14 protein-coding genes are annotated in these 22,038 nt (G+C 50.2%); 5 read left to right on the forward strand and 9 right to left on the reverse strand.

Going from position 1 to position 22,038, the window contains the following annotated elements:
• Window positions 1-72 precede the first annotated feature (72 nt).
• The 4 genes from PHQ97_10920 to PHQ97_10935 all read right to left on the reverse strand — a co-directional run bounded on the left by PHQ97_10920 (window position 73) and on the right by PHQ97_10935 (window position 6,930).
• The gene (locus PHQ97_10920) at window positions 73-606 is read right to left on the reverse strand and encodes a 4Fe-4S dicluster domain-containing protein (GenBank protein ID MDD4393244.1); all 534 of its coding nucleotides are present in this window, start codon (window positions 604-606) and stop codon (window positions 73-75) included.
• 94 nt (window positions 607-700) lie between these two features.
• Window positions 701-3,169, reverse strand: coding sequence for a pyruvate formate lyase family protein (locus PHQ97_10925; GenBank protein MDD4393245.1), 2,469 nt, complete (start codon window positions 3,167-3,169; stop codon window positions 701-703).
• Window positions 3,170-3,560: 391 nt separating this feature from the next.
• On the reverse strand, window positions 3,561-6,566 hold the full coding sequence (locus tag PHQ97_10930) for a sigma 54-interacting transcriptional regulator (GenBank protein ID MDD4393246.1): 3,006 nt from the start codon (window positions 6,564-6,566) through the stop codon (window positions 3,561-3,563).
• Between the two features lie 175 nt (window positions 6,567-6,741).
• Window positions 6,742-6,930 carry a hypothetical protein gene (locus PHQ97_10935; protein ID MDD4393247.1) on the reverse strand — a complete coding sequence of 63 codons (189 nt, stop codon included), beginning with the start codon at window positions 6,928-6,930 and terminating at the stop codon, window positions 6,742-6,744.
• 554 nt (window positions 6,931-7,484) lie between these two features.
• Here PHQ97_10935 and ispG point away from each other — a divergent pair.
• The 3 genes from ispG (at window position 7,485) to PHQ97_10950 (ending at window position 12,578) form a co-directional block, all read left to right on the forward strand.
• Window positions 7,485-8,561 (forward strand): flavodoxin-dependent (E)-4-hydroxy-3-methylbut-2-enyl-diphosphate synthase, encoded by a 1,077-nt coding sequence (gene ispG, locus PHQ97_10940; protein ID MDD4393248.1) that lies wholly within the window; start codon window positions 7,485-7,487, stop codon window positions 8,559-8,561.
• A 150-nt stretch (window positions 8,562-8,711) separates the two neighbouring features.
• Window positions 8,712-10,232 (forward strand): proline--tRNA ligase, encoded by a 1,521-nt coding sequence (gene proS / locus PHQ97_10945; protein ID MDD4393249.1) that lies wholly within the window; start codon window positions 8,712-8,714, stop codon window positions 10,230-10,232.
• A gap of 198 nt (window positions 10,233-10,430) precedes the next feature.
• Window positions 10,431-12,578, forward strand: a complete 2,148-nt coding sequence (locus tag PHQ97_10950; protein ID MDD4393250.1) for a bifunctional (p)ppGpp synthetase/guanosine-3',5'-bis(diphosphate) 3'-pyrophosphohydrolase — start codon at window positions 10,431-10,433, stop codon at window positions 12,576-12,578.
• On the opposite strand, the gene rpmB is transcribed toward PHQ97_10950, so the two are convergent.
• From rpmB to trxA, 4 genes are all read right to left on the reverse strand, one after another.
• Window positions 12,575-12,766: a 50S ribosomal protein L28 gene (gene rpmB, locus PHQ97_10955; GenBank protein MDD4393251.1), complete on the reverse strand. Its 192-nt coding sequence runs from the start codon at window positions 12,764-12,766 to the stop codon at window positions 12,575-12,577. The two genes, PHQ97_10950 and rpmB, sit on opposite strands and share 4 nt — an antisense overlap.
• A gap of 108 nt (window positions 12,767-12,874) precedes the next feature.
• Complete coding sequence (locus PHQ97_10960; protein ID MDD4393252.1) at window positions 12,875-13,537, reverse strand: outer membrane protein assembly factor BamD; 663 nt, start codon at window positions 13,535-13,537, stop codon at window positions 12,875-12,877.
• Entirely contained in the window at window positions 13,534-14,463 is a 930-nt protein-coding gene (gene trxB, locus PHQ97_10965) for a thioredoxin-disulfide reductase (GenBank protein ID MDD4393253.1), read from the reverse strand. The genes PHQ97_10960 and trxB overlap by 4 nt, the downstream gene beginning before the upstream one ends.
• 10 nt (window positions 14,464-14,473) lie before the next feature.
• Complete coding sequence (gene trxA, locus PHQ97_10970) at window positions 14,474-14,800, reverse strand: thioredoxin (protein ID MDD4393254.1); 327 nt, start codon at window positions 14,798-14,800, stop codon at window positions 14,474-14,476.
• 355 nt (window positions 14,801-15,155) lie between these two features.
• Here trxA and purN point away from each other — a divergent pair, with 355 nt between their 5' ends.
• On the forward strand, window positions 15,156-15,962 hold the full coding sequence (gene purN, locus PHQ97_10975) for a phosphoribosylglycinamide formyltransferase (GenBank protein ID MDD4393255.1): 807 nt from the start codon (window positions 15,156-15,158) through the stop codon (window positions 15,960-15,962).
• Between the two features lie 49 nt (window positions 15,963-16,011).
• On the opposite strand, the gene PHQ97_10980 is transcribed toward purN, so the two are convergent.
• Window positions 16,012-17,178 (reverse strand): TraB/GumN family protein, encoded by a 1,167-nt coding sequence (locus tag PHQ97_10980; GenBank protein MDD4393256.1) that lies wholly within the window; start codon window positions 17,176-17,178, stop codon window positions 16,012-16,014.
• Between the two features lie 597 nt (window positions 17,179-17,775).
• Here PHQ97_10980 and PHQ97_10985 point away from each other — a divergent pair.
• A complete protein-coding gene (locus PHQ97_10985; GenBank protein MDD4393257.1) occupies window positions 17,776-21,984 on the forward strand; it encodes a translocation/assembly module TamB domain-containing protein in 4,209 nt (1,402 codons plus the stop codon).
• Window positions 21,985-22,038: the final 54 nt, after the last annotated feature.

Here is a 22,038-nt window from a genome sequence, read left to right on the forward strand (position 1 = left end):
ATATTCACTCCTTATCATTGATGGTTGTTGACTGCATAAAACAGCCAGATTCAAGTCTATATGGAAGAGCGATTACACGCTGAAACTGAAGACAAAGTCCCCATCGTCCTGTGCCGGTGGCTCGATTTCTTTCTTGATAATCGAAGCCATATCTCTTCCCCTGGCCCTGGCCGCATCTTCAATATTGACGAACCTGATCGCTTCTTGCAGCGTACAGGCTTTTGCGCACCAGGGACCCAGTTCGTCGTCCATGCACAGATCGCAGCTCATGGTTTTTCCGGATTCCGGGTTGATGACCGGCGCGCCAAACGGGCAGGCATAGGTGCAGGCCCGGCAGCCGATGCATTTGCTTTCATCCGTGATCACCGCACCACTTTCGATACGGATACGTGCATTCATGGGGCAGACTTTGATACATGGCGCATCTTCACATGCCTGACATGTCACCGGAACATAGGTGCCGACCATACCAAAATCGTGAATTCTGATTCGTGAAAGATAAGGACTGCATTTACCGAAATGTTTAGCGGAACAAGCCATTTCACAACTGTGACATCCCGTACATTTGTCAGGATCAATAACAAGTACCTTTTCCTGCTTTGGCATCGTTTCAACTCCTTCTCATTTTTAATGTTAACAGTTGACCGTTTTTGATCTGCAACCGGTCAATATCATATGGTTATATTTCCAGAATGTCGGGCTACACCTCGGAAAACTGAGTTCGTTCAATCACCTGTCGCTGGACATCCGGGCCAAGATCAATGAATCGGGCTGTAAACCCGGCCACTCTGACCATCAGATCCGAGTAGTTCTCGGGATGTTTCTGTGCGTCAATGAGCATGTTCCGATCGACGATATTGTACTGAACATGGTAACCCCCCAGGTTGAAGTACACATCATTGAGGTGAATAAATTTTTTAGCACCGGCGCTGCCTTCGATGGCAGACGGGTTGAATTTCATGTTGAACAGCGTTGCCTGGAGATTACCGGCATCGACTTTTGTGGCCGATTTGATCAGGCTGGTAGGACCGTTCTGATCGGTACCCGGAAATGCGGAAAGAGCCCCGTCAGCGACAAATTCACCGGCAAGCCTTCCATCGGGTGTTGCCCCGCAAGCCTTTCCGTGAAGCACCTGTGTGGTGACTGAAAGTGTGCTCGGGCGCCAAGGCTCGCCAACCCAGTTTTTAACTTTCTGGGAAGATGCCGACCAGGCATCGTAGAGCTCTGCCAGGATAAGATCGACGTAGTCATTATCATTGCCGTACTTGGGTGCATCCATGAGCGCTTTTCTCAGTTTTTCATGTCCCTTGAAATTCTCGTCAATCGCCAGTTTGAGTTCCTTCATGGTAACGATTTTTTCGTCGAACACGAGCTTTTTAATGGCGGCAAGACTGTTGGCCACGCTGACCACACCGCAGGAGATGACGTAAGCCGGGTCATTGTACCGGCAGCCGCCTTCATAGGCATCCATGCCGCGGTCAATGCAGTCGTCGAGCAGGGCGGTCATGAACGGATGAACCAGGCCCAGATCATTATGCACCAGCATGATGGTGTTCCAGTATTCTTCTTCCCTCTGGATAATGGTATCGGTAGCCCGGTTGTATGCATCGACAATGTCTTCAAATGTTGCAGTATTAATATCGATCTTGACATCGATGAGCCTGTCGCCGGTGATCGGATTGATTCCGCCGTTCAGGACCAGCTCGAATATTTTCAGATTATTTGTGTGGGGGACGGCATACATGGGCATGCGTTTTCCGCAGATTTGCATGTCCACACATCCGCACGGTGCCCAGTCTCTGGCATCGTCCAGATTGGCGCCGGTGACTTTCATGAACCGGTCGGTGGCCAGCTTGTCATTGAACAGTGCCGGATATCCGGAACCGGCCTTGATGCAGTCGACTACTTTCATTTTAAAATCGTCGCTCATATCCTCGCGCCAGCGGACCGATAGGGTGGGCTGCCAGGTTTTCATGTTGACACCGGCCTGAAGGACCAGTTTTGAAAGCGCATTGTCGCAGGGGGTACCGTAGCGGTCCACTCCGCCGAGGGTAACGTTCTGGTAAACACTTCCGCCCAGATAGGATTCGGTAAACGTTGCATGTGCCCGTGCAATTTCGCCGCATTTGACTCGCATCAGTTCCAGAAGTTCCAGGACCTCGCCCTCGGTGATATTGCCGGCGTTTATGTCGTTTTTGAACGGGCGATACATGTACTGGTCAAACCGGCCCGGGGAAATTCCCCTGCCGTTGAGTTCGATAAACAGACATATATGGGTAAACCAGAAAGCCTGCATGGCCTCACGAAAGGTGTCCGCCGGTTTGAATGGAACCTTGTGGCAGATGCGGGCGATTTCAAGCAGCTCCTGTTTTCGTTTTTCATCCGTACAGTCGGCGGCCAGCTGTTCGGCTTCTGAGGCATGATTTTCAGCGTAAGCCACCACGCCCTCCAGTGACATCTTTACGCCCTGATAAAAATTATATTTGTCAAATTTTTCTTTTGAATTTAAATCGTTTAAGTTGGCCAGTTTCTCGTCGACCTGCTCGATGAGTTTTTCAATCCCCCCGTCGATGATTTTTTGATAATCGACAATCAGCCGTCCTTCAGGCACATCAAACATGAATCTTAAAAAGACCAGCTGTTGCATCCACTTTTCGACCCGGTCAAAGTCACTCTTGGTTTCCCTGAGATATTTTTCAGCCATGAAACGCCAGTCTTTGCATTCCCAGAACTTGGCAACCTCAAGGATTTTTTCCTTATCTTCTTTATTAATCAGGTATATGCCCAGGCGGTCGCCGCTTTTTTCCTGCAGGGTTCCTTCGATGTAACGCTCTTCTTCACGTTTAATGTTCTTGAAGCCTTCGAGCATCCAGGTTTCATATTCCGGGTATACCTGGGTGCCTTTGAAATAGCGGGAGATGTTGCCGACGATCAGTTCGTCATCCCAGATTCTGGGGGTCAGATTGGAAAGAACGTGCTTTAAGGCACCTCCGGTTCTCAGATATCTGGGATCGGTCCAGTGTTGCTTCATATACTCGGTGAATAACACCGCCCGTTGTGAATCGATGGACGGCTCATTGTCGAGGAGTTCCTGATAACGCTTTTCGGCTCTGGGGGTTGATGGCGCCCCCTTTATTTCACGTTTTTCTATGGGTACTGATTTCGCCATAATCACTTCCTTCGCAGTTGGGGTATCTGAGGGTTAAAGCATTAATAGCTATAAGATTCGGATAGTGTTGTTTTATATACACAGCAAAACTGGTGCCAAGGTTAGAAAAAGAAAAAATATGATAAATAACAATTTGTTATATTTGTGTGAGTGGGAATGGGAGGGCGAGGAGGGGGTGTTTCGGAAACATAAAGTGTATCATCGTGTACTGTAAATGAAACACCTTTGGGAAATAGTCCGGATTTAGCAAAGGGGATGCAACTGGTGCCTCAAGTAACCGCAACGGCAGTCTGAAGTCGGATTGGAAACAGTGTGATGCCCATCTGCCGAACAGGTGGTTGAAGACTGAGGATGGCCGTGCCAGCCGTTGGAAATGTGTTTCATGAAACAGTTACAGGACGGAGTCCAGATTGAATTCTTTGAGCTTTCTATACAATGTAACCCGACCGATGCCCAGCAGACGCGCTGCTTTGGCTTTGTTGCCTTCGGCAAGCCTGAGCGCATCCAGAATCTGGTCCGGTTCGACCGCCTGTTTTTTCGTTGGGGTTGGATCGTCCGTTCGCAGAGGATCAGGGGTCATCAGCTCCAGGGGTAGATGGCTTAAAGATATCTTATGTTTCGGGCATAAAATACAGGCATGTTCGATTGCGTGTTTGAGTTCCCGAACATTGCCCGGCCATGAATATTGCATGAAGTGTGTCATGACTTCGTCTGTAACGCCATCGATGGATTTTCGCATACTTTCATTGAATATTTCGACAAAATGCCGGGTCAGCATAGGAATATCGGATGCCCGTTCTCTGAGCGGGGGAAGTTTTATTGGCATGACTTTCAACCGGTAAAACAGGTCCTGTCTGAAGAGCCCCTGCTTTATTTTTGACTGTAAATCCGCATTGGTGGCGGCAACGATCCGGACGTTGGCTTTATATGTTTTTACATCTCCCACGCGTTCGTATTCTTTATGCTCCAGAACCCGGAGCAGTTTGAGCTGAAGCAGGGGGGAGATGTCTCCAATTTCATCCAGAAAGATGGTTCCTCCCTCTGCCGCTTGAAACCGGCCGATTTTATCTTTAACCGCACCGGTGAATGCCCCGCGTACATGCCCGAACAGTTCGCTTTCCAGCAGGTTGTCCGGAAGCGCTCCGCAATTTACCCTGACAATCGGTTTTGAACGCTTATCTCCTCCGTAATGAAGCGCGTCGGCTATCAGCTCTTTACCCGTGCCACTTTCGCCCGTGATCAAAACGGTGGTGTTCAGATCCGCGAGTAGCTCGAGCAGACGGTAGATATTCTGCATCACACTGCTTCTGCCGATAATGTTTCTGAAGCTGTTTCGGTCGTTGAGCGTTTTTTCAAGAGTGGTAAGGCGGGTGATGTTGGTCATGACCAGAAGCGCTCCGCCGGCCTCGTGGTTGCCTTCGTCGAGCAGCAGAGAACAGTTGATCTCTTTGATCTGGGTTGGATTGCCGCCGTGAACGCATTCAATCTGATGATTCCGGAGCGGGATTCGGGTTTTAATCGTTTTGAACAGGTGTTCAACGCAGGGGCAGGGGGTATGCCTGAAAATCTGCTGTAGAGAATCTCCGGGACGGATGGTTGAAAATATGCAGTAGCTGTCGTTGAAGGCATTGTTTTTGGCAATCACCCGCAGGTCTTTATCCACGGAGATGATTTCATTGGGAATGCTGCGGAAGGTGGTTTCAAGATTCTGCCGGTAGAGTTCTTTTTTTTCAATGGCATAATGAAGTGCTTCCTCCGCTTTTCGGCGTTGAGTGATATCTGAGAGAAAGACTTCATAATGGATAAACTGACCCTTTTCGTCCCGGACAATCCGTGAGCGGTGTGAACACCAGAATGTGGTGCCGTCTTTTCGTCTGAATTCAATCTCAGCGGTGTTGTTCACCCCGTATTGATTCAGGTTGTCCACTATGATTTTACGGCAGTTTGGATTGACGTAAAGCGGTTCAATATTGTCCATATCCAGGACCAGCTCGTCCGGAGACTCGTAACCGAACATTATTGCGGCCGCAGGATTTGCAAAGAGCACTTTGCCTTCCGGTGTGATCTGATAAATTCCGACCGGTGTGTTATCGAAGATATTTTGAACTTTGCGTTCTGTTTTCCGCAGGGCTGCTTCAATAGCTTTATTTTTGGAAATATCGCTCATGAATCCTTCGTAATACAAAATGGCCCCGGTAGGGTCCCTGACGATTCTTGAATCAAACGCAACCCAGAACAGAGACCCGTCTTTTCGCTTGAACTGGGTTTGAATTAAATTTCCTTCAGGCTGCTGATCGATCTGTTCGAGAATTTCCTGACGTTGTTTCGGATTGGCATATAATTTTTCGACATGGTTCACGTTTTCGATCAGCTCTTCCGGGGATTCATAGCCGAACATTTTTGCGGTTGCGGGATTGGCGAATTTAAACAAGCCTTCAGGATAAATCTGGTATATGCCGATGTGGGCATTTTTGAAAATGTCGTTTAGTTTTTGCTCGGTTTTTTTAAGTGTAGTTTCCGCTTGTTTTTGTGCGGAAATATCGGTCATGAATCCTTCAAAATGAATCGGATTTCCTATTTTGTCCCGGACAATGCGTGAATCGCACAAGGCCCAGAATACGGTTCCGTCTTTGCGTTTCAGTCGAAGCTCAAACTCTTTTGAGTTTAATGAATGGGTGAGCATCGTTACGATATCTTTGCGTTCCCGTGGATCCGCATAATGCTGCGCGACGGTTTTTACGTTTGTGATCAGGTCCTGGGGACTGTCATATCCGAACATGGCTGCCGTGGTCGGATTGGCGAAGATAAATCGACCGTCTTTTGCAATTTGATAAATTCCTACGTGGGCATTCTGAAAGATATCCTGAACGCGTTCCCTGGCTCTCTGTAAATAACCGGTGATCCGTTTGCGTTCAGAAATATCATGGATGACGATATGGTAGAGCCAAGGCTTCCCCTGAATCAGGACAGGATCAATGAACAGCTCCAAATCGATGATTTTGCCCAAAGGCAGTCTATATTGAAACGGGAGTGCAATGCCTTTTATGATTTTGGGCAGGATAAAATTTTGCTGACGCTTGATGGGGGGGAGGTTAATGATGTCGTTTAGTCGTTGTGTTTTCAGGCTGGCTGCGGACCGTCCGAAAAAATTGCTGGCAGCCTGATTGGCATCGATAATATTGTCTGTTGCGGGATCTACGATCAACTTGATGATTTTGCTCTGCTGGAAGATGGCGCAGAGTCGTTTTATTTCATTCCGAGCGGCTTTCCCTGAGCTGTTTTGATGAACACTGTCTTGAGAAAAATCTGTCGGGTGTTGAACAGAACCTTCAGTATGCCCTTCGTGACGGGTTTCCGGCTCATTAATGGGCAATATCTTGGAACAATTATCGTTCATAGCCTGGTTCAGTGTCCATAAGAATTAGTGCGGTGTCCGTATTGTCTGTTTAGCAGCCGAGATAATGAATTTGCAATGTTTAGCTTGAGTTTATCGTTTAACCCTTACGAAATTAACATTTTTTATTTGACGATGCAAATTATTAATCGAGCATTTAAGCTGGGTCGCAAACGTGTTAAAACTTAAAACCCGCTTCCCAGAAAAATTCCATTGCGGTGTCTGCCTCGCTGCCGAATGCGTTACCCGGATCGATCATGGCCGCATAGATTCCAACACTCAGGACTTTGGAATAGGCATACCGGGCTGAGGCCTGGTAGTAATCGCCAAAATCATCATCTGCGGCAGTTTCATCGATTGTCAGCATGGAATAAGATACATATGGTAGACACCTTGTCCGGCAGGGTGATCCCAAAACCGATGGCCGCGATAACAAAGCCTGAGCCGTAAAACAGGTTCTGCCCTTCGGTCATAACGTCGTGAGAACCGTCCCGGCCGCTTCCGGCTTCTCCAGCACGATACGGGGGGATGCCAGTCGTTTTGAAATAGCATAATCTGCTGGAATATCAAGCGACTATAGTCGAAATACTTTTTCATCCACAAGCGGTAATAGTGTGTCATTGACCTGTAGGCGTATGCGTACAGGGTGTTCCGGAAATACATCATGGGCGGCATTGGAACATAGCAGATTCCGGGTGTGCGTTCATCGGGGTCTGACAGAAAAAAATTGTTTAACAGGGGTTGATTGTGGTAGTGTATTAGACATTTATAGACAGGTGAATTTGATTTTTTGAGACCGGTGTGATCCTTCCGCTGCCAATGCCGGGCTTATATTCCGCTGCCAGGCAACCTGCTGCATGGCGACGCTGAAACGACGATGATATAAAATCTTCAAGTTCAGTTTTTGAAAGTAATTTTTACATGACTTCAGAAAACAGACCCAGACTGACAAGACAGATCTGTATCGGGAATGTAAAGGTGGGGGGGGGCGCGCCAGTCACGGTCCAGTCCATGACCAATACCTTCACCTGTGATGTGACGGCTACCGTTGGGCAGATTCATCGCCTTGAACAGGCCGGCTGTGATATTGTGCGGGTGGCTGTGCCGGATCAGGAGTCAGCCCTCGCCATATCCGACATTAAAAAAGCTATATCGATTCCATTGATTGCGGACATCCATTTTGATTATCAGTTGGCGATAGCCGCTGCACAGGCGGGGGCGGACGCGCTTCGGATCAATCCCGGAAACATCGGCAGCAAAATGAAAGTCAGGGCGGTTGTGGATTGTGCAACCGATCTGGGGCTTCCGATTCGAATCGGTGTCAATGCCGGATCTCTTGAAAAAGATATTTTGGAAAAATACAACGGGGCGACGGCGGAGGGGATGGTTGAAAGTGCCATGCGCCACGTGGAATTGCTGACCTCGGTGGGATTTGACCAGATAAAGATTTCACTCAAGGCTTCCGATGTGCATCGTACTCTGGGTGCATATCGTCTCCTTTCGTCTGTAACGGATTTTCCACTTCATGTCGGGGTGACCGAGGCCGGAGGGCTTTATTCCGGAATCGTAAAATCGTCCATTGGAATCGGCATGCTCCTTTCCGAGGGAATCGGAGATACGATCCGGGTGTCATTGACCCGGGATCCGGTCGAGGAAATCCGGGTAGGCTTTGAGATTTTAAAGGCGTTGAATCTTCGTCAGCGCGGTCCTGAAATTATCTCCTGCCCGACATGCGGACGGTGTAAAATCAATCTTTTCGATATTGTCGAGCAGGTGGAAAAAGCCCTCGCATCTATGACTCAGCCCATAAAGATTGCCATTATGGGGTGTGTGGTAAACGGTCCGGGCGAAGCCAGGGAAGCTGACATCGGAATTGCCGGTGGTGATGGCATTGGAATTTTGTTCAAAAAGGGACAGGTCGTTAAAAAATGTCCTCAGGAGGATCTGGTTGACGTATTACTTGATGAAGTGCGCATGTATGTGGAAAAACAGGGGTAAGGGATCGTGATTCAGGCGAATATGCCAGCCGCTGGTAGGATAGAATAAATGGGCTTGATCATAACTGCGGCCACAATGTCGCGAGGTCCGTCCCGCCCGCGTTATACCGAAAAAATATTGTGAAGGTTTATTAAAGTTACGAGAGGATATATGGGAAAACAGGTGAAAACGGCGATTACGCCGACGAGAGATGAAAATTATTCGGAATGGTATCAGCAGGTGGTCAAGGCGTCGGATCTTGCCGAACGCTCCCAGGTCAGGGGTTGCATGGTGATCAAACCCTGGGGGTATGCGCTCTGGGAAAATATCGTGCGTGAAATGGATGATCTTTTCAAACAGACCGGTGTTAAAAATGCATATTTTCCCTTGTTTATACCGCTGAGCTTTCTGGAAAAGGAAGCCGAACATGTGGAGGGGTTCGCCAAGGAGTGCGCCGTGGTAACCCATCACAGGCTGGAAAAATCGGCCGACGGCGGATTGGTTCCCGCCGGCAGGCTGGCTGAGCCGCTGGTGGTCCGGCCGACATCTGAAACCATTATCGGCGATTCTTTTTCCAGATGGGTCAGCAGCTACCGGGATCTGCCCATTTTGTTAAACCAGTGGTGCAACGTGGTTCGCTGGGAGATGCGGACCCGCATTTTTTTAAGGACCAGTGAGTTTTTGTGGCAGGAAGGGCACACGGTGCATGCCACCGAGAAGGAGGCGGTGGACCGGACGCACATGATGCTGGATGTGTATGCCAAAATGGTCGAAGAGTGTCTGGCCATGCCGGTCATCAAGGGGAGAAAGACCGCGTCAGAACGATTTCCCGGGGCGGTGGATACCCTGTGCATAGAAGCCTTTATGCAGGATCGAAAGGCCCTTCAGGCCGGCACATCGCATTTTCTGGGACAGAATTTTGCCAGGGCGTCCGGCATAAAATTTCAGTCGGCCGCAGAAGTCGAAGAATACGCGTGGACGACCTCCTGGGGGACCTCGACCCGGCTGGTCGGCGGGGTCATCATGACGCATGGTGATGATGACGGGATCATTCTTCCTCCGCGGGTTGCTTCATCGCATGTGGTGCTGCTGCCGATCGTTCGCAAGCCCGACGAGCTGGCTGCCGTGATGGAGTATGTAAATTCGCTGGCAAGGCAACTTCGGGATCAGTTTTATCACGGCCGGAGGCTGACCGTGGAGGTTGATGATCGGGATATCGGCGGGGCCAGGGGCTGGGAATGGATTAAAAAAGGGATACCGGTTCGTGTGGAAATCGGTCCCCGGGATATGGCTGCCAACAGCGTGTTTATGGGACGGCGGGATAAACCCCATCGGGAAAAAATTTCCATGAGCCGAGAGGCCTTTGTCGGCGAGATTGGCCGGATACTGGACGATATCCAGAAAAACCTGTTTGATCGCGCGCTTGCGTATCGTCAGCAGCATACCGTGGAGATTGATGCCCGGGATGAATTTTATGGTTTTTTTACGCCCAGAAATGCAGAACAGCCGGAAATTCACGGCGGGCTGGCACTGTCTCACTGGTGTGGCTCTTCGGAGTGTGAAGCGAAAATTAAAGAGGATCTCAGTGTCACGATCCGGTGTATTCCGTTTGACTCAAAGGCAGAATCCGGGCGGTGTATCTGCTGCGGCCGGGACAGCAGTCAGCGGGTCATATTTGCAAAGGCATACTGATTTTCGATAGTTTTATTCTTACGACAGCGGCTGCGCTTATCGCTTATCGGAAGCCGCCCCTTGCCGGGAGGCAACAGGCACTGTTCTTACCGGACAGTATGAAAGGGCCGAGGCCCTGAGGAATGAAAAGCATTTTAAAAGGTTATGCCGGTTCAGGGCTGACGGCCGTCCCCGGCCGGTATGAGTGTATGCGTCTTCATGATCAGAATCAGTGATATTATTGATAAAATTCTCGAGCATAATCCGGATGCCGATGTCGATCTTATAGATCGGGCCTATATATATTCTGCCAGGGTTCATGAGGGGCAGGTCAGGTTGTCGGGTGAGCCGTATCTGATGCATCCCCTTGAAGTGGCCGGTATACTGGCCGATATGAAGCTGGACGTGGTCAGCATCGCGGCAGGACTGCTGCATGATGTCATCGAGGATACGCACGCGTCGCCTGAAGACATACTGGAAATGTTCGGGCCCGAGGTCTGTCATATCGTCTCCGGGGTCACCAAGCTCAGCGTACTGCAGTTTACCAGTTCCGAGGCGCGTCAGGCAGAAAGTATCCGAAAGATGCTGCTGGCCATGGCCGATGATATCCGCGTGATTCTGATCAAACTGGCGGATCGTCTTCATAATATGCGGACCCTGCAGTTTCACACGAAGAGCAAGCAGATAAAAATTGCTCAGGAAACCCTTGATATTTATGCACCGATAGCGTCGAGGCTCGGAATATACAGCATAAAGATTGAGCTGGAAGATGCCGCGTTCAAATATGTTTACCCCGAAGAATACGAACAGATCAAAATTCAGGTCAGCAAGGACAAGGCCGAGCGGGAAAACTATATCGAAACGGTTAAGCGCATCATCAAGGAAAAAATGATGGAGGCGCATCTGGAATGCGAAGTTCTCGGCCGATATAAGCATTTTTTCAGTATTTATCAGAAAATGGTCAGTCAGGATCTTTCGTTTGAAGATGTGTACGATATCATGGCATTCCGGGTTATTCTGGATACCGTTCCCCAGTGTTATGAAGCGCTCGGGTTGGTTCATGCACTCTGGAAACCGGTCCCCAAGAAATTCAAGGATTATATCGGGGTCCCCAAATCCAATATGTATCAGTCGCTGCATACGACGGTGATCGGGCCGATCGGAGAACGGATTGAAATTCAGATACGAACCGGGGAAATGGATAAGGTCGCCAAATCCGGGATTGCCGCGCACTGGAGTTATAAAGAAGGCGAACGGATCGACGAGGGAATCAGCAAGACCTTTTCCTGGGTTCAGAGTCTGGTGGAAAATCAGGAAAATTTCAAGAATCCGGAAGAATTCCTGGAAAATGTCCGGATCGATCTCTTTCCCGACGAAGTTTATATATTTACCCCACGGGGAGACATTAAATCGATGCCCAAGGGGGCAACGCCAGTGGACTTTGCCTATTTAATTCATACGGAAGTGGGGAATCAGTGCACCGGTTGCAAAGTCAACGGGCGGATGGTGCCGTTGCAGTATGAACTGAAAACCGGTGATATCGTGGAAGTCATCACCCTCAAAGGGCATAACCCGAGCAAGGACTGGCTCAATTTTGTCAAAACCGTCAAGGCCAGATCCAAGATCAGACAGTGGATAAAGACACAGGAAAAGGGGCGAAGCATCGCCCTCGGTCGGGAAATGTGTGAAAAGGCTTCCCGGAAATATCGACTGAATTTCAATACATTGATGAAATCCCAGAAAATGGTCGAGGTGGCCGAAGCCTTCGGGTTTAAAGCCATTGACGATCTGATCGCCAGCGTTGGCTATGGGAAGGTCACTCCCTTGCAGCTGATCCGCAAGTTTGAGGTAAAGCCGGGTGGTGGAGACTGGTCGCAGGAATCGTTTTTAAACAAGCTCATTGACAGGGTCCGAAAAAAGAGACCGAAAACCGGAATCATTGTTCAGGGAATCGACGATGTGCTGATCCGGTTCGGAAAATGCTGCCAGCCGGTTCCGGGTGATTCGATCAACGGCTACATCACCCAGGGATATGGCGTTACGGTTCACCGGACAAATTGTATCAACTCTCTGAAAATGAATCCGGAGAGACAGATCGATGTGTCATGGGCACTGGATAAAATTGATACATATCCGGTAAAAATTTATGTGCGCTGTATCGACCGGCTGGGTCTGCTGGCGGATTTGGCAGCCACCATCAATAAAACCGGGGCAAACATACTGACTTCAGAAACGCGGACCCTGGAAAATGAAGCGGTTGACTGCCTTTTCACCATTACCGTAGAAGACACGGAACACTTGGGGAAAGTGTTTGCAGCTCTGAAAAAAGTCAAATCCGTTCAGCACGTCAAACGGGTGAATGCTTAAGCTGTTTTTACAACAAATCCTGATTTGATGCAGTTGGTGCATACGTTGATTTTTTTCACCTGTCCGTTTCTAAGCACACGGACTCTTTGCAGATTGGGGTTGAAACGACGTTTGGTTTTATTGTGCGCATGGCTGACGTTATTGCCGACAAGCGGTGCTTTCCCACAAATTTCACACATCTTAGACATATCGGGTTCTCCTTTAAAGGTCTGGCATTTTCAGTTTCATGATCAGCGATCATGCAAAAGCAAGCTTTATATATAAAAAAAAGTATTCTGTAAAGGTTTTTTCAGATGTTATTCTTTTTCAGGTTGCTGGCCGGACAGCTTTTGCTCGCACAATGCAATATATTGCAATGCTTCCTGATGAATACCCACATCCGGATAATGCGTTAAAATCTGTTTGAACCGGCAAAGCGCCGCTTTGTAATGTTTGCTTTTCAAATAAAATTTTCCCACATACAAATCATGGCCGCAAAGCTGTTTCATGCATTCCTTCAGCAGCCTGCTGCCCCGTTGGGCATATTCATTATCAGGATACCGGTCAGTCACGCGGGTGAATATGTCCGCGCTTTTTCTGGCCGATGTCTGGTCCCGGTCCACAGAGCTGATCTGCTCGTAATAGCACAGCCCCGTCTGAAAAATCACATAGGGAACCGCCTCGTTTCGGGGATGAAGGCTTTCAAACTCTTCATATGCCGCAACGGCATCTTCATATTCCTTCAGATGGTAGTGGGCGTCCGCGATTTTGAGTTCAGCCAGGATGGCATACTGGCTGAACGGATACCAGTCTTTAAGCTTTTCAAAGCTCTCGATGGCGTTCCGGTAATGACCGCTGCTGAAGGCTTCCATTCCGTTGCTGGCCAGTTCATGTGCCGGCAGATTTTCTTTGGTTTGAAACCAGGCACATCCACTGCACATGATTAATGTCATCAGGCAAGTAATCAGTAATCTTTTCATGGTTTTATATTCTCGATATAGTGCTCGGCCGAAAGCGCGGCGATGGCGGCATCCCCCACTGCACTGGCTACTTGTCTTAACGGCGTGTTTCGGATATCTCCGGCTGTAAATACGCCGGGTACCGATGTCCTCATATGCGGGTCAGCCACAATAAACCCGGAATCGTCGACCTTGACCGCATTATTCAGAAAATCCGTATTGGGTACGATCCCTACCCAGATAAAACAGCCGTCTACGGGAAGTTCCGTTATCTTGTCGGTTTTGACGTTTTTGATGGTGACGTTTTCAACGTTGCTCAAACCGCCGATGCCGGTGATGACAGAATCCCAGATAAATTCAATTTTATCGTTGGCCAGCGCACGTTCCTGCAAAATTTTAGTTGCTCTGAGCTGGTCTCTGCGATGGATCAGATAGACCTTTTTGGCAAATTTGGTCAGAAACATGCTTTCCTGAACAGCGGTATCTCCGCCGCCGACAGCTGCCACCGTCCGGTTTCTGAAAAAAGGTCCGTCACAGGTGGCACACGAGGACAACCCCCGGCCGTAAAATGTATCTTCCCCGGGGACCCCGAGTTTTCGCGGGGAGGCACCGGATGCAATAATAACGGCAAGTGTCGTAATGGTACGATCATTTAAGGTGATTTTTTTTATCTGTCCGGACAGATCCAATGAAAGTACCTCATTCAGTTCGATGTTCAGGTCGAACTGCTTGACCTGTTCTGTCATTTTGTCGACTAAATCCGCGCCGGAAAGCCCCTTGGGAAATCCGGGGTAATTTTCAATCCAGTCTGTGATGAGAATCTGTCCGCCCGGTGCGATTTTTTCGATCAGGATAACGTTGAGCTTTGCACGCGCAGCATACAGACCGGCCGTAAGACCGGCCGGACCACCGCCGATGATAACCAGATCATAATCCACATTCTGCATTACGCGATTCCTATAATAAGCTGGTTAATTTTTCTTCTATTTTTGATTTTGCTACGGCGCCGGTTATCTTGTCGACCTCTTTTCCGTTTTTGAAGAATATCAGGGTCGGGATGGATTTGATTCCGTATGTGGCAGGCGTTTCCGGGCTGTTGTCCACATTGCATTTGGTGAATTTGATTCTGTCACTCAATTTCGCAGCCAGCTCGTCAACCACCGGCGCCAACGCACGGCACGGACCACACCATGGAGCCCAGAAATCAACCAGTACCGGTTTATCTGCGTTCAACACTTCAGTTTCAAAGCTGCTGTCATCGACTTCTAAAATTTCCTCGGCCATAATGTTTTCCTCTCTTTAAAAGAATTTCGACGGTGATAAAAAAACATCCTTTTTTGTGACCAATATATAAGGGTTTTATATGAATTGTCAACTCTGACTAAGGTGCTCAGAAATTAATCCGGGTGAAAAAGGAACGGGTTTGGGGGATTTTATGACTGTATACCGGAACAGCGGGTTCCCTGATCAATTTAAACCGTAACCAATTCAATGTCAGCGAAGCTTCAGCGCCAGGACGGCTCTGTGACCCACGACTGTCCCTTGACTCCTTAACAGGGTTCTGATACCAGTCTGCTGATGAATCAATCGATATGACGCGGTTTCCGGTCATTTTTATATTCACTGGGAGGTGTATGGTATGGAGGATAAACTCCGAATCGGCGCATTGATATCCGGCGGGGGCACGAACCTGCAGGCGGTTATCGATGCCTGCGAATCAGGGAAAACAGATGGCCGCATCGTATTTGTGGGATCTGACAACCCGGAGGCAAAGGGGCTTGAACGGGCCAAAAAGCACGGGATTCCTACGTTCGTTGTGGATTACAGAAAGATTATCCGGAATCACCGAACCTGCCCGGATCAAACTCAATGCCCCGAAGATTTTGATCTGAGCGACCTGATGTCCAAAGATCGACTGTTTCCCGCGACTGCTGATCCCGAAAAGATGATCGCCTATATGCTTACCCGGGCGGCAGCTGAAGCGCAACTGCTCGAACAGATGCGGCCTTATCCGTTCGATCTGCTGATACTGGCCGGCTTTATGCGGAAGCTTACCCCTTATTTTATCGACAGGGTCAATATTGATCCTCGCCATCCCCGGATCATGAATATCCATCCGGCCCTTCTGCCGGCATTTCCAGGCGTGGACGGATATGGGGATACCTGGCGCTATGGATGCAGGGTAGGCGGCTGCACGGTTCATTTTATCGATTACGGTGAGGACTCCGGCCCGATCATCGACCAGAAGGCATTTCACATCGAAGCAGTCGACACGCTCGATACGGTCAGGGAAAAGGGGCTCAATCTCGAATGGCAGCTGTATCCCGAATGCATTCAGCTCTATGCCCGGGGACGTCTTGAAACTGTTAAAAAGGTATTCGATCTCGGCCGGGGGAAAACCTTTCAGCGGAGCGTTGTAAAAATTCTGCCGGTGACGGGAGGCTGAAAGGCCTGCTCTGGAAGAGACGAGCCGGCTCAGAGCTTTTAACAGCCAGTTAGAAGGCTCTGGCCATCAGCGGAATGGCCACGAAAGTCCCCAGTGAGCTTCCCAGGTTGGTGAACACCACGACCAGAAGTACCCGGGTCACCTTGTTTTTCCAGAATCCCCGGATAGAGAGAATGTCAGTGGGGAGATTTTCAAAATCCACCACCCTGGGTTTCCGTGAAAATGCCTCCACGAGCCCCGATACCCAGCCGGCGGCGATCATGGGGTTTAACGATGTGAGGGGTGCTGCAATAATGGACGACAGGATCGTCAGCGGGTGCGCCATGGCAAGGGTTGCCCCGATGCCGGCCAGAATGCCGTTTGCCAGAATCCACCAGGTGATCATGTGAGTGCCCGCGGCGGCGCCGCCCGAAAAAAAACCGAAGGCCATCATGAGCAGGATGGCAAGGGGGATCATCCATTTAAGATACCCTGAAGCCCTGCTTTTCGGGGGGAGATCATTTAACGGTGCGATATCGATGTCATGATTCAGATAGGTTTTGATGCCCGGCACATGGCCGGCGCCCACGACAGCGACAATTTTATTGCCCGGCGCCGTACGGATTCGTTGCGACAGATATTGATCCCGTTCATCGATGAGGATGGTCCTGAGCACCGGCAGTGTTTTTTCCACCTCGGACAGAATCGTCTCGAGCATGTCCTGCTGCTTCATTTTTTCGATATCTGCCTCGCTGATATCCTCCATCTGCCCGAACGACATGACCAGTTGAAACAGCATCTTGATCTTTTCCCACAAACTCATCAGCCGCCAGACCCTGGAGAGGGTTACGTGAATATTCCGGTCGGCCAGGTGAATACGGGCACCGGTTTCTTCAGCCGATTCGATGGCGGTGATCATCTCCTGGCCGGGTTTGACATCGAGTTTGTCCGCAATTCGTTTCTGAAAGGCTGACAGCAGCAGGTTGGACAGGAGCAGAAAGGCTTTCTTTTCCTTGATGACCTTGATGATGTCCATATTTTGCCATCGGTCTTTCTGGCGGATGGCATCATACCGCGCCTGGCACAGTTCAATACAGACGGTATCCGGCCGCTCCTCCTCGATCACCGCGCGGACCAGCCGCGCGCTTTCAGCGGAAACGTGCGCGGTTCCCACCAGGATGATTTCTTTATTTTCTATCTGGATACGATGGATATCGTTGCTTTCAATGAGTTGCATAAAATATCGCTTTCTGTTTCAGTGTATCGATAAGAGCAGTGTGCTGTAACTGGCAAAATTTTATTCCTAGAAACAATATGTTCATATATTACGACATTTTCCGGGCGATGCAACCTGTTTGTCACTTAAATGATGAAGGACTCAGTGCTGAGGACTGAGGTTGGAGAAAGTAGGGTGTAAGCAGCAGGCAGCGTGAAAAAAGTTGATAGCTGATAGACAGAAGTCGGTGATCAGATGCCGGAAGTCTGATTTCAACTATCGGGTTTTATAAAATTTTCACGCAAAGCGTAAAAAAATACTGATGGTTAAAAACAGTTGATACGCCTTGAAGACGAACAAGGTACGCGAGCTTGTGAGACTTTGAAATCCCGTGTAATATTCAGAATATTTTTTGCCGGGGCCCTTATACAGAGACAGCGTTTGACAAATGGTGTGCATTTTAAGAAGTTGAATATGAGGAAAATTAAATGAACTTTGCGCCCTTCAGGCGGGCTTGTTTGAACCGATCAGGGAGTGTCTTTTCTGCACGCTGGCGCTGTTGTGTGAGAATCTTATTGAAAAGTATGCTGAAAAGTACCACCTGCAACGGATGTGGTTATGAAACGATATGTTAAAACGCTGATCATCGTCATGGGGGCAGGCACTGCCCTGCTGATCGCCGCTGTCACGGGTCTGCTGTTTTATCTGCAGACGGATCATGGCGGGCAATTTGTTCAAAACGCCGTCAACCAGCGAATTGACGGCACCCTTTCATGGGACGGCCTGGAAATTTTCCTTTTTGAGGGCCGTGTGGAACTCAAACGGCTTCAGGTCCAGGATGCGGCGCATCATCCGGTGGCGGGCTTTGACCGGCTGGCGGTCGATATCTCATGGCGGTCGCTGATATCCGGCATCGTCGATATTGAAGCGCTTTTAATCGAAGGCCTCCGGGCGGATCTGACAGCCGATTCCCGGGGAGAGATTAATCTGATGCGGATTTTCGGGCCTCCGACGCCAGAGGTATCAGACGCACCAGATCAAAAGGGAGGTGCGATACCGGTAAATGTGGTGATCCGGTCGCTCAAGGTGCTGAACGCTTCGGCAGGATTTGAAATGCCGGACAAAGGCTTTAAGGCAACGGTGGGTGATGTCGACCTGATCCTGACCGGCGCGGACCTGAAAAAGCGCACCGGGCGGCTATCCCTCACGGTTTCAGATGCGGGAATCATCAGCCCTGAGTTTAATACCCGGATCCGCCGGTTGCACACAGAGGCCGTATTGAATGACGGCCGCATCGATCCGTTTGTGTGCCGCCTGGAAACAGGTGCGTCAGCCGTTGCCGTCGACGGAAGTCTTCAGGATGTATTTGGCAGACCGGTTGCGGATCTGAAATTGGAATCAACCGTATTTTTACCGGAGATTCAACAGAGCCTGCGGTTAAACCAGATCCTTTCTGGCCAGGTGACGGCCCGTGGCACAGTAAGGGGGATTGTTGACAATCCTGATGCGGACCTTGCACTGGATTACGGGGGCGGGGTGCTCGGCGGATATCCGGTTGACCGCATCCTTCTGAAACTGGTCTTGAAAGACCGGATAGTCGACCTGAACCGGCTGGCCGTGAAAGCGGCGGGCGGTCTGTTAACGGCCAGCGGCATGGCTGATCTGAAGCAGGTGCTTGAGGGCGGCTTTTTAACAACAAAGCCCAATCCGGATGCCATCAGCTACCGGCTGGCAGTTCAGTCCCGGGATATCGATCTTGGCCAGCTGTTGCCATCGGGCCGCCGGGTGTCCGGAATTATCCGGACCGATCTTGATCTGACAGGCAGCGGCATATCCTCTGCGGTGCGATCACTGAACGCATCCCTTGTCTTGGCCGCAAAAGGCCTGGCAGCTGATCCGGCTGCAGCTCCGGTGGATGTGAATCTCCACTCCCGGTTCTATCTGGAAGGCCAGCAAGCCGGAATCCGCCAGCTGACCGTCACATCCGACGGCATTGATATGTCCGCCGGTGGCCGGTATGATCTTTCTTCTGATGCGATCGAGGCCAATATCGATCTGACTGCCTCCGATCTTTTTCCGCTGTTCTCTGGCCTGAATTTTGAACAGCCCCACGGACGCCTCGCGCTTCAGGCCCGGCTCTCCGGTACGGTCAAACATCCGGTTATGGATGCCGATCTTCAGGCAAAACAGATCGGGATGCAGGATATTACCATCGGCGATGTCAGCCTAAAGGCATCCCTGAATGCATCCGGCCTGTTGAACATCTCCCGGTTTGAAGTGGAAAATCAGGGCGCTGTAGCGAGTGGAAGCGCAACGGTCCGGATGTTTCAGCAGCCGTTTGCCCTCGATCCGGATCTTCCGGTCAGTCTTTCGCTCTCGTTTCAACAGCTGGATCTGGGAAAATTCGTTGCCGGAAAGATGGCCTCCGGCGTCATCGATGGCCATTTGTCTGCGGAAGGAAATATCCGTTCTCTGATTGCAACGGCCGCTGTAACGGGAAAAGACGTATTCGTCAGACCGGTTCGGGTGGGGGATCTGACCGCCGGTCTCCGGTTCTCGGAAGGCCGGGTCATAGTGGACCGGCTCTCGGTTCATAACCGGAGGTCGCAGCTTGAGATGTCCGGTTTTGCGCAGATCCTTGAGCCCCCCGGCATAAAACTGATCGAAGATTCTGAATTTGGGTGCGATATCCAATCTGAGGGGATCTATCTGGAGGATTTTTCAGACCGGATACAGGGAAGAGCCGAGATTGATGCCCGGATGGAAGGGACGATCAAACACCCCCGGGGCCGGTTGAATCTGCGGGGAACCGATCTGGATCTGGCGGTTCAAAAACTCAAAGAAGTTACGCTGGTATCCGAATTTGACGGAGAGAAGATTTATTTTAGTCCGCTTCGGGTGACGGTTGCCCCGAAAGAAACCATTGTGGCAACCGGATGGGCGTCAACAGACAAAACCTTTCAGGTGGCGATGTCCTCTGAAGGCGTCAGTCTGGCGAATATCGACCGGGTTCAGCAAACAAATAGGGCGCAGGGACAGGTCGCTTTCAATATTGCCGGAAAAGGCTCTCTGGAAGATCCGGACATCCGGGGAGAAATTACGGCATCAGACCTTCAGATTATGGAAAAATCCGTTCAGGACATCACCGTCCATCTCGAAGTCAAAGACCAGCTGGCCCGGATACAGAGCCGCCTGGATTTTGATGTAACAGCCGAATATCATCTGAAGAAACGGGATTTTTCCGCATTACTTCGGTTTGACGACACTGACCTTTCCCCGTTGTTTGCGCTCCTGGGCATGGCCGATGCGGGCGGTCATCTGACCGGTGATATCAGCGCGGCAGGAAATCTGGATGCAGTGGAGCAGGTTCAGGGAAGCGTGAATGTGGACCGGCTCGGCCTGGTGTTCAGGGAAAAACCGGTGCTTCAGACTCAGAATCTGAAAATGGTGCTGAAGGATCAGCGTCTGCAGATTTTCCCTTCGCGATGGATGCTCGCGGCCGATGGTCAGATCGATATCAGCGGGACGGGCTCCCTTGACGGACCTCTGGACGTTAAAGTCCAGGGCGTGGTTCCGATGCGGGCAGTCGGTATGATTAGCGAGGACTTTTCGGATGCGTCCGGTCAGATCCGTGTGTCCGGCGGTATCGGAGGCACTTTAAAAGAACCCGATATCCGGATGGATATGAACATGGAAGGTGTCGGCCTGACGCTTCCGGTTCTGATGCAGAACCTGCATGATGTTAACGGCCGGGTTCAGGTTACCCCGCAGGCGATTTTTCTGGAACGGATACAGGGGCGGCTGGATGACGGCCGGTTTAATGTTTCAGGCAAGATGGATCTGGACACGTTCAGGCCTTCGTCCATATCAGTTGAGGTCAATGCCCAATCGCTGCCTGTCCGGATTCCGGATACGCTCGATATGACGCTCAATGCCGCTTTAAAACTGACCGGGACCCCTGAACGCTCGGCGCTTCAGGGGCAGGTTGTGATTCTGGACGGCACTTATTACAAGGACGTGAACCTGAGTTTTCTCCGGATAGTGGAAGATAAAAAACGGAGAGAGACCGTGCCTTCAACGGACATGACCCAGCCGTTTTTAAAACACATGGCGCTGGATATCTTGCTGCAGCGTCGAAATCCGTTTGTGGTGGACAATAACCTGGCGCAGCTGAATATACTGCCGGATTTTAAAATTGCCGGCACACTCAATCAGCCCGTGATGACCGGCCGGGCAGAAGTTGAGTCCGGCACGATTCAATATCGGAAAAAAACATTTACCGTCAACAAAGGGGTGGTGGATTTCATCAATCCCTACCGGATCGAACCGCAGCTGGATATCAGCAGCAAGGCCCAGATTCGCGGCTGGGCGATCACCCTGGATATCTCCGGAACACCGGATGCGCTCAAATTCAAGTTGAGCAGTGTGCCTGAAGAACAGGATGCCGACCTCCTGTCGCTTCTGTTGTTCGGGAAAACCACTGCGGAACTGATAGAAAACGAGGGGGGCACGAAACGTCCGGCCGCCCAGATGCTGGCCGAGTTGATCGGGTCCACATTTGGCGAAGACATCAAAAAGACGACGGGCCTGGATATCTTCGAGGTGGACACGCAGGGACAGGATGATACGGATCGCATCAAAGTGACCGTGGGCAAAGCGCTTTCCGAGCGCATGACCGTAAAGTATGAGACCGAATCCAAAAGCGGGGAAATGCTGCAGCGGGCGATTGCCGAATACAAACTGATGGAAAATATTCTGCTCAGCGGATTTCAGGACAGCAAGGGTTTTTTCGGTGGAGAATTCAAGTTCCGGCTGGAATTCCGGTGATGCGGGAGTCAGGGAAAAGAGGCTCAAATCCTGAATTAAAAAAATTTCACGCAA

Source organism: Desulfobacterales bacterium, from assembly GCA_028704555.1.
In the GTDB taxonomy this organism is placed as follows: Bacteria; Desulfobacterota; Desulfobacteria; order Desulfobacterales; family JAQWFD01; genus JAQWFD01.

Excerpts from the sequence above, each read along its gene's own strand:
- PHQ97_10980 (MDD4393256.1), bottom strand. The coding sequence starts at position 17,178 with ATGCAACTCATTGAAAGCAACGATATCCATCGTATCCAGATAGAAAAT.
- PHQ97_10960 (MDD4393252.1), bottom strand. The coding sequence starts at position 13,537 with ATGAAAAGATTACTGATTACTTGCCTGATGACATTAATCATGTGCAGT.
- PHQ97_10925 (MDD4393245.1), bottom strand. The coding sequence starts at position 3,169 with ATGGCGAAATCAGTACCCATAGAAAAACGTGAAATAAAGGGGGCGCCA.
- PHQ97_10985 (MDD4393257.1), top strand. The coding sequence starts at position 17,776 with ATGAAACGATATGTTAAAACGCTGATCATCGTCATGGGGGCAGGCACT.
- rpmB (MDD4393251.1), bottom strand. The coding sequence starts at position 12,766 with ATGTCTAAGATGTGTGAAATTTGTGGGAAAGCACCGCTTGTCGGCAAT.
- trxB (MDD4393253.1), bottom strand. The coding sequence starts at position 14,463 with ATGCAGAATGTGGATTATGATCTGGTTATCATCGGCGGTGGTCCGGCC.
- proS (MDD4393249.1), top strand. The coding sequence starts at position 8,712 with ATGGGAAAACAGGTGAAAACGGCGATTACGCCGACGAGAGATGAAAAT.
- PHQ97_10920 (MDD4393244.1), bottom strand. The coding sequence starts at position 606 with ATGCCAAAGCAGGAAAAGGTACTTGTTATTGATCCTGACAAATGTACG.
- trxA (MDD4393254.1), bottom strand. The coding sequence starts at position 14,800 with ATGGCCGAGGAAATTTTAGAAGTCGATGACAGCAGCTTTGAAACTGAA.
- PHQ97_10930 (MDD4393246.1), bottom strand. The coding sequence starts at position 6,566 with ATGAACGATAATTGTTCCAAGATATTGCCCATTAATGAGCCGGAAACC.
- ispG (MDD4393248.1), top strand. The coding sequence starts at position 7,485 with ATGACTTCAGAAAACAGACCCAGACTGACAAGACAGATCTGTATCGGG.
- PHQ97_10950 (MDD4393250.1), top strand. The coding sequence starts at position 10,431 with ATGATCAGAATCAGTGATATTATTGATAAAATTCTCGAGCATAATCCG.
- purN (MDD4393255.1), top strand. The coding sequence starts at position 15,156 with ATGGAGGATAAACTCCGAATCGGCGCATTGATATCCGGCGGGGGCACG.
- PHQ97_10935 (MDD4393247.1), bottom strand. The coding sequence starts at position 6,930 with ATGCTGACAATCGATGAAACTGCCGCAGATGATGATTTTGGCGATTAC.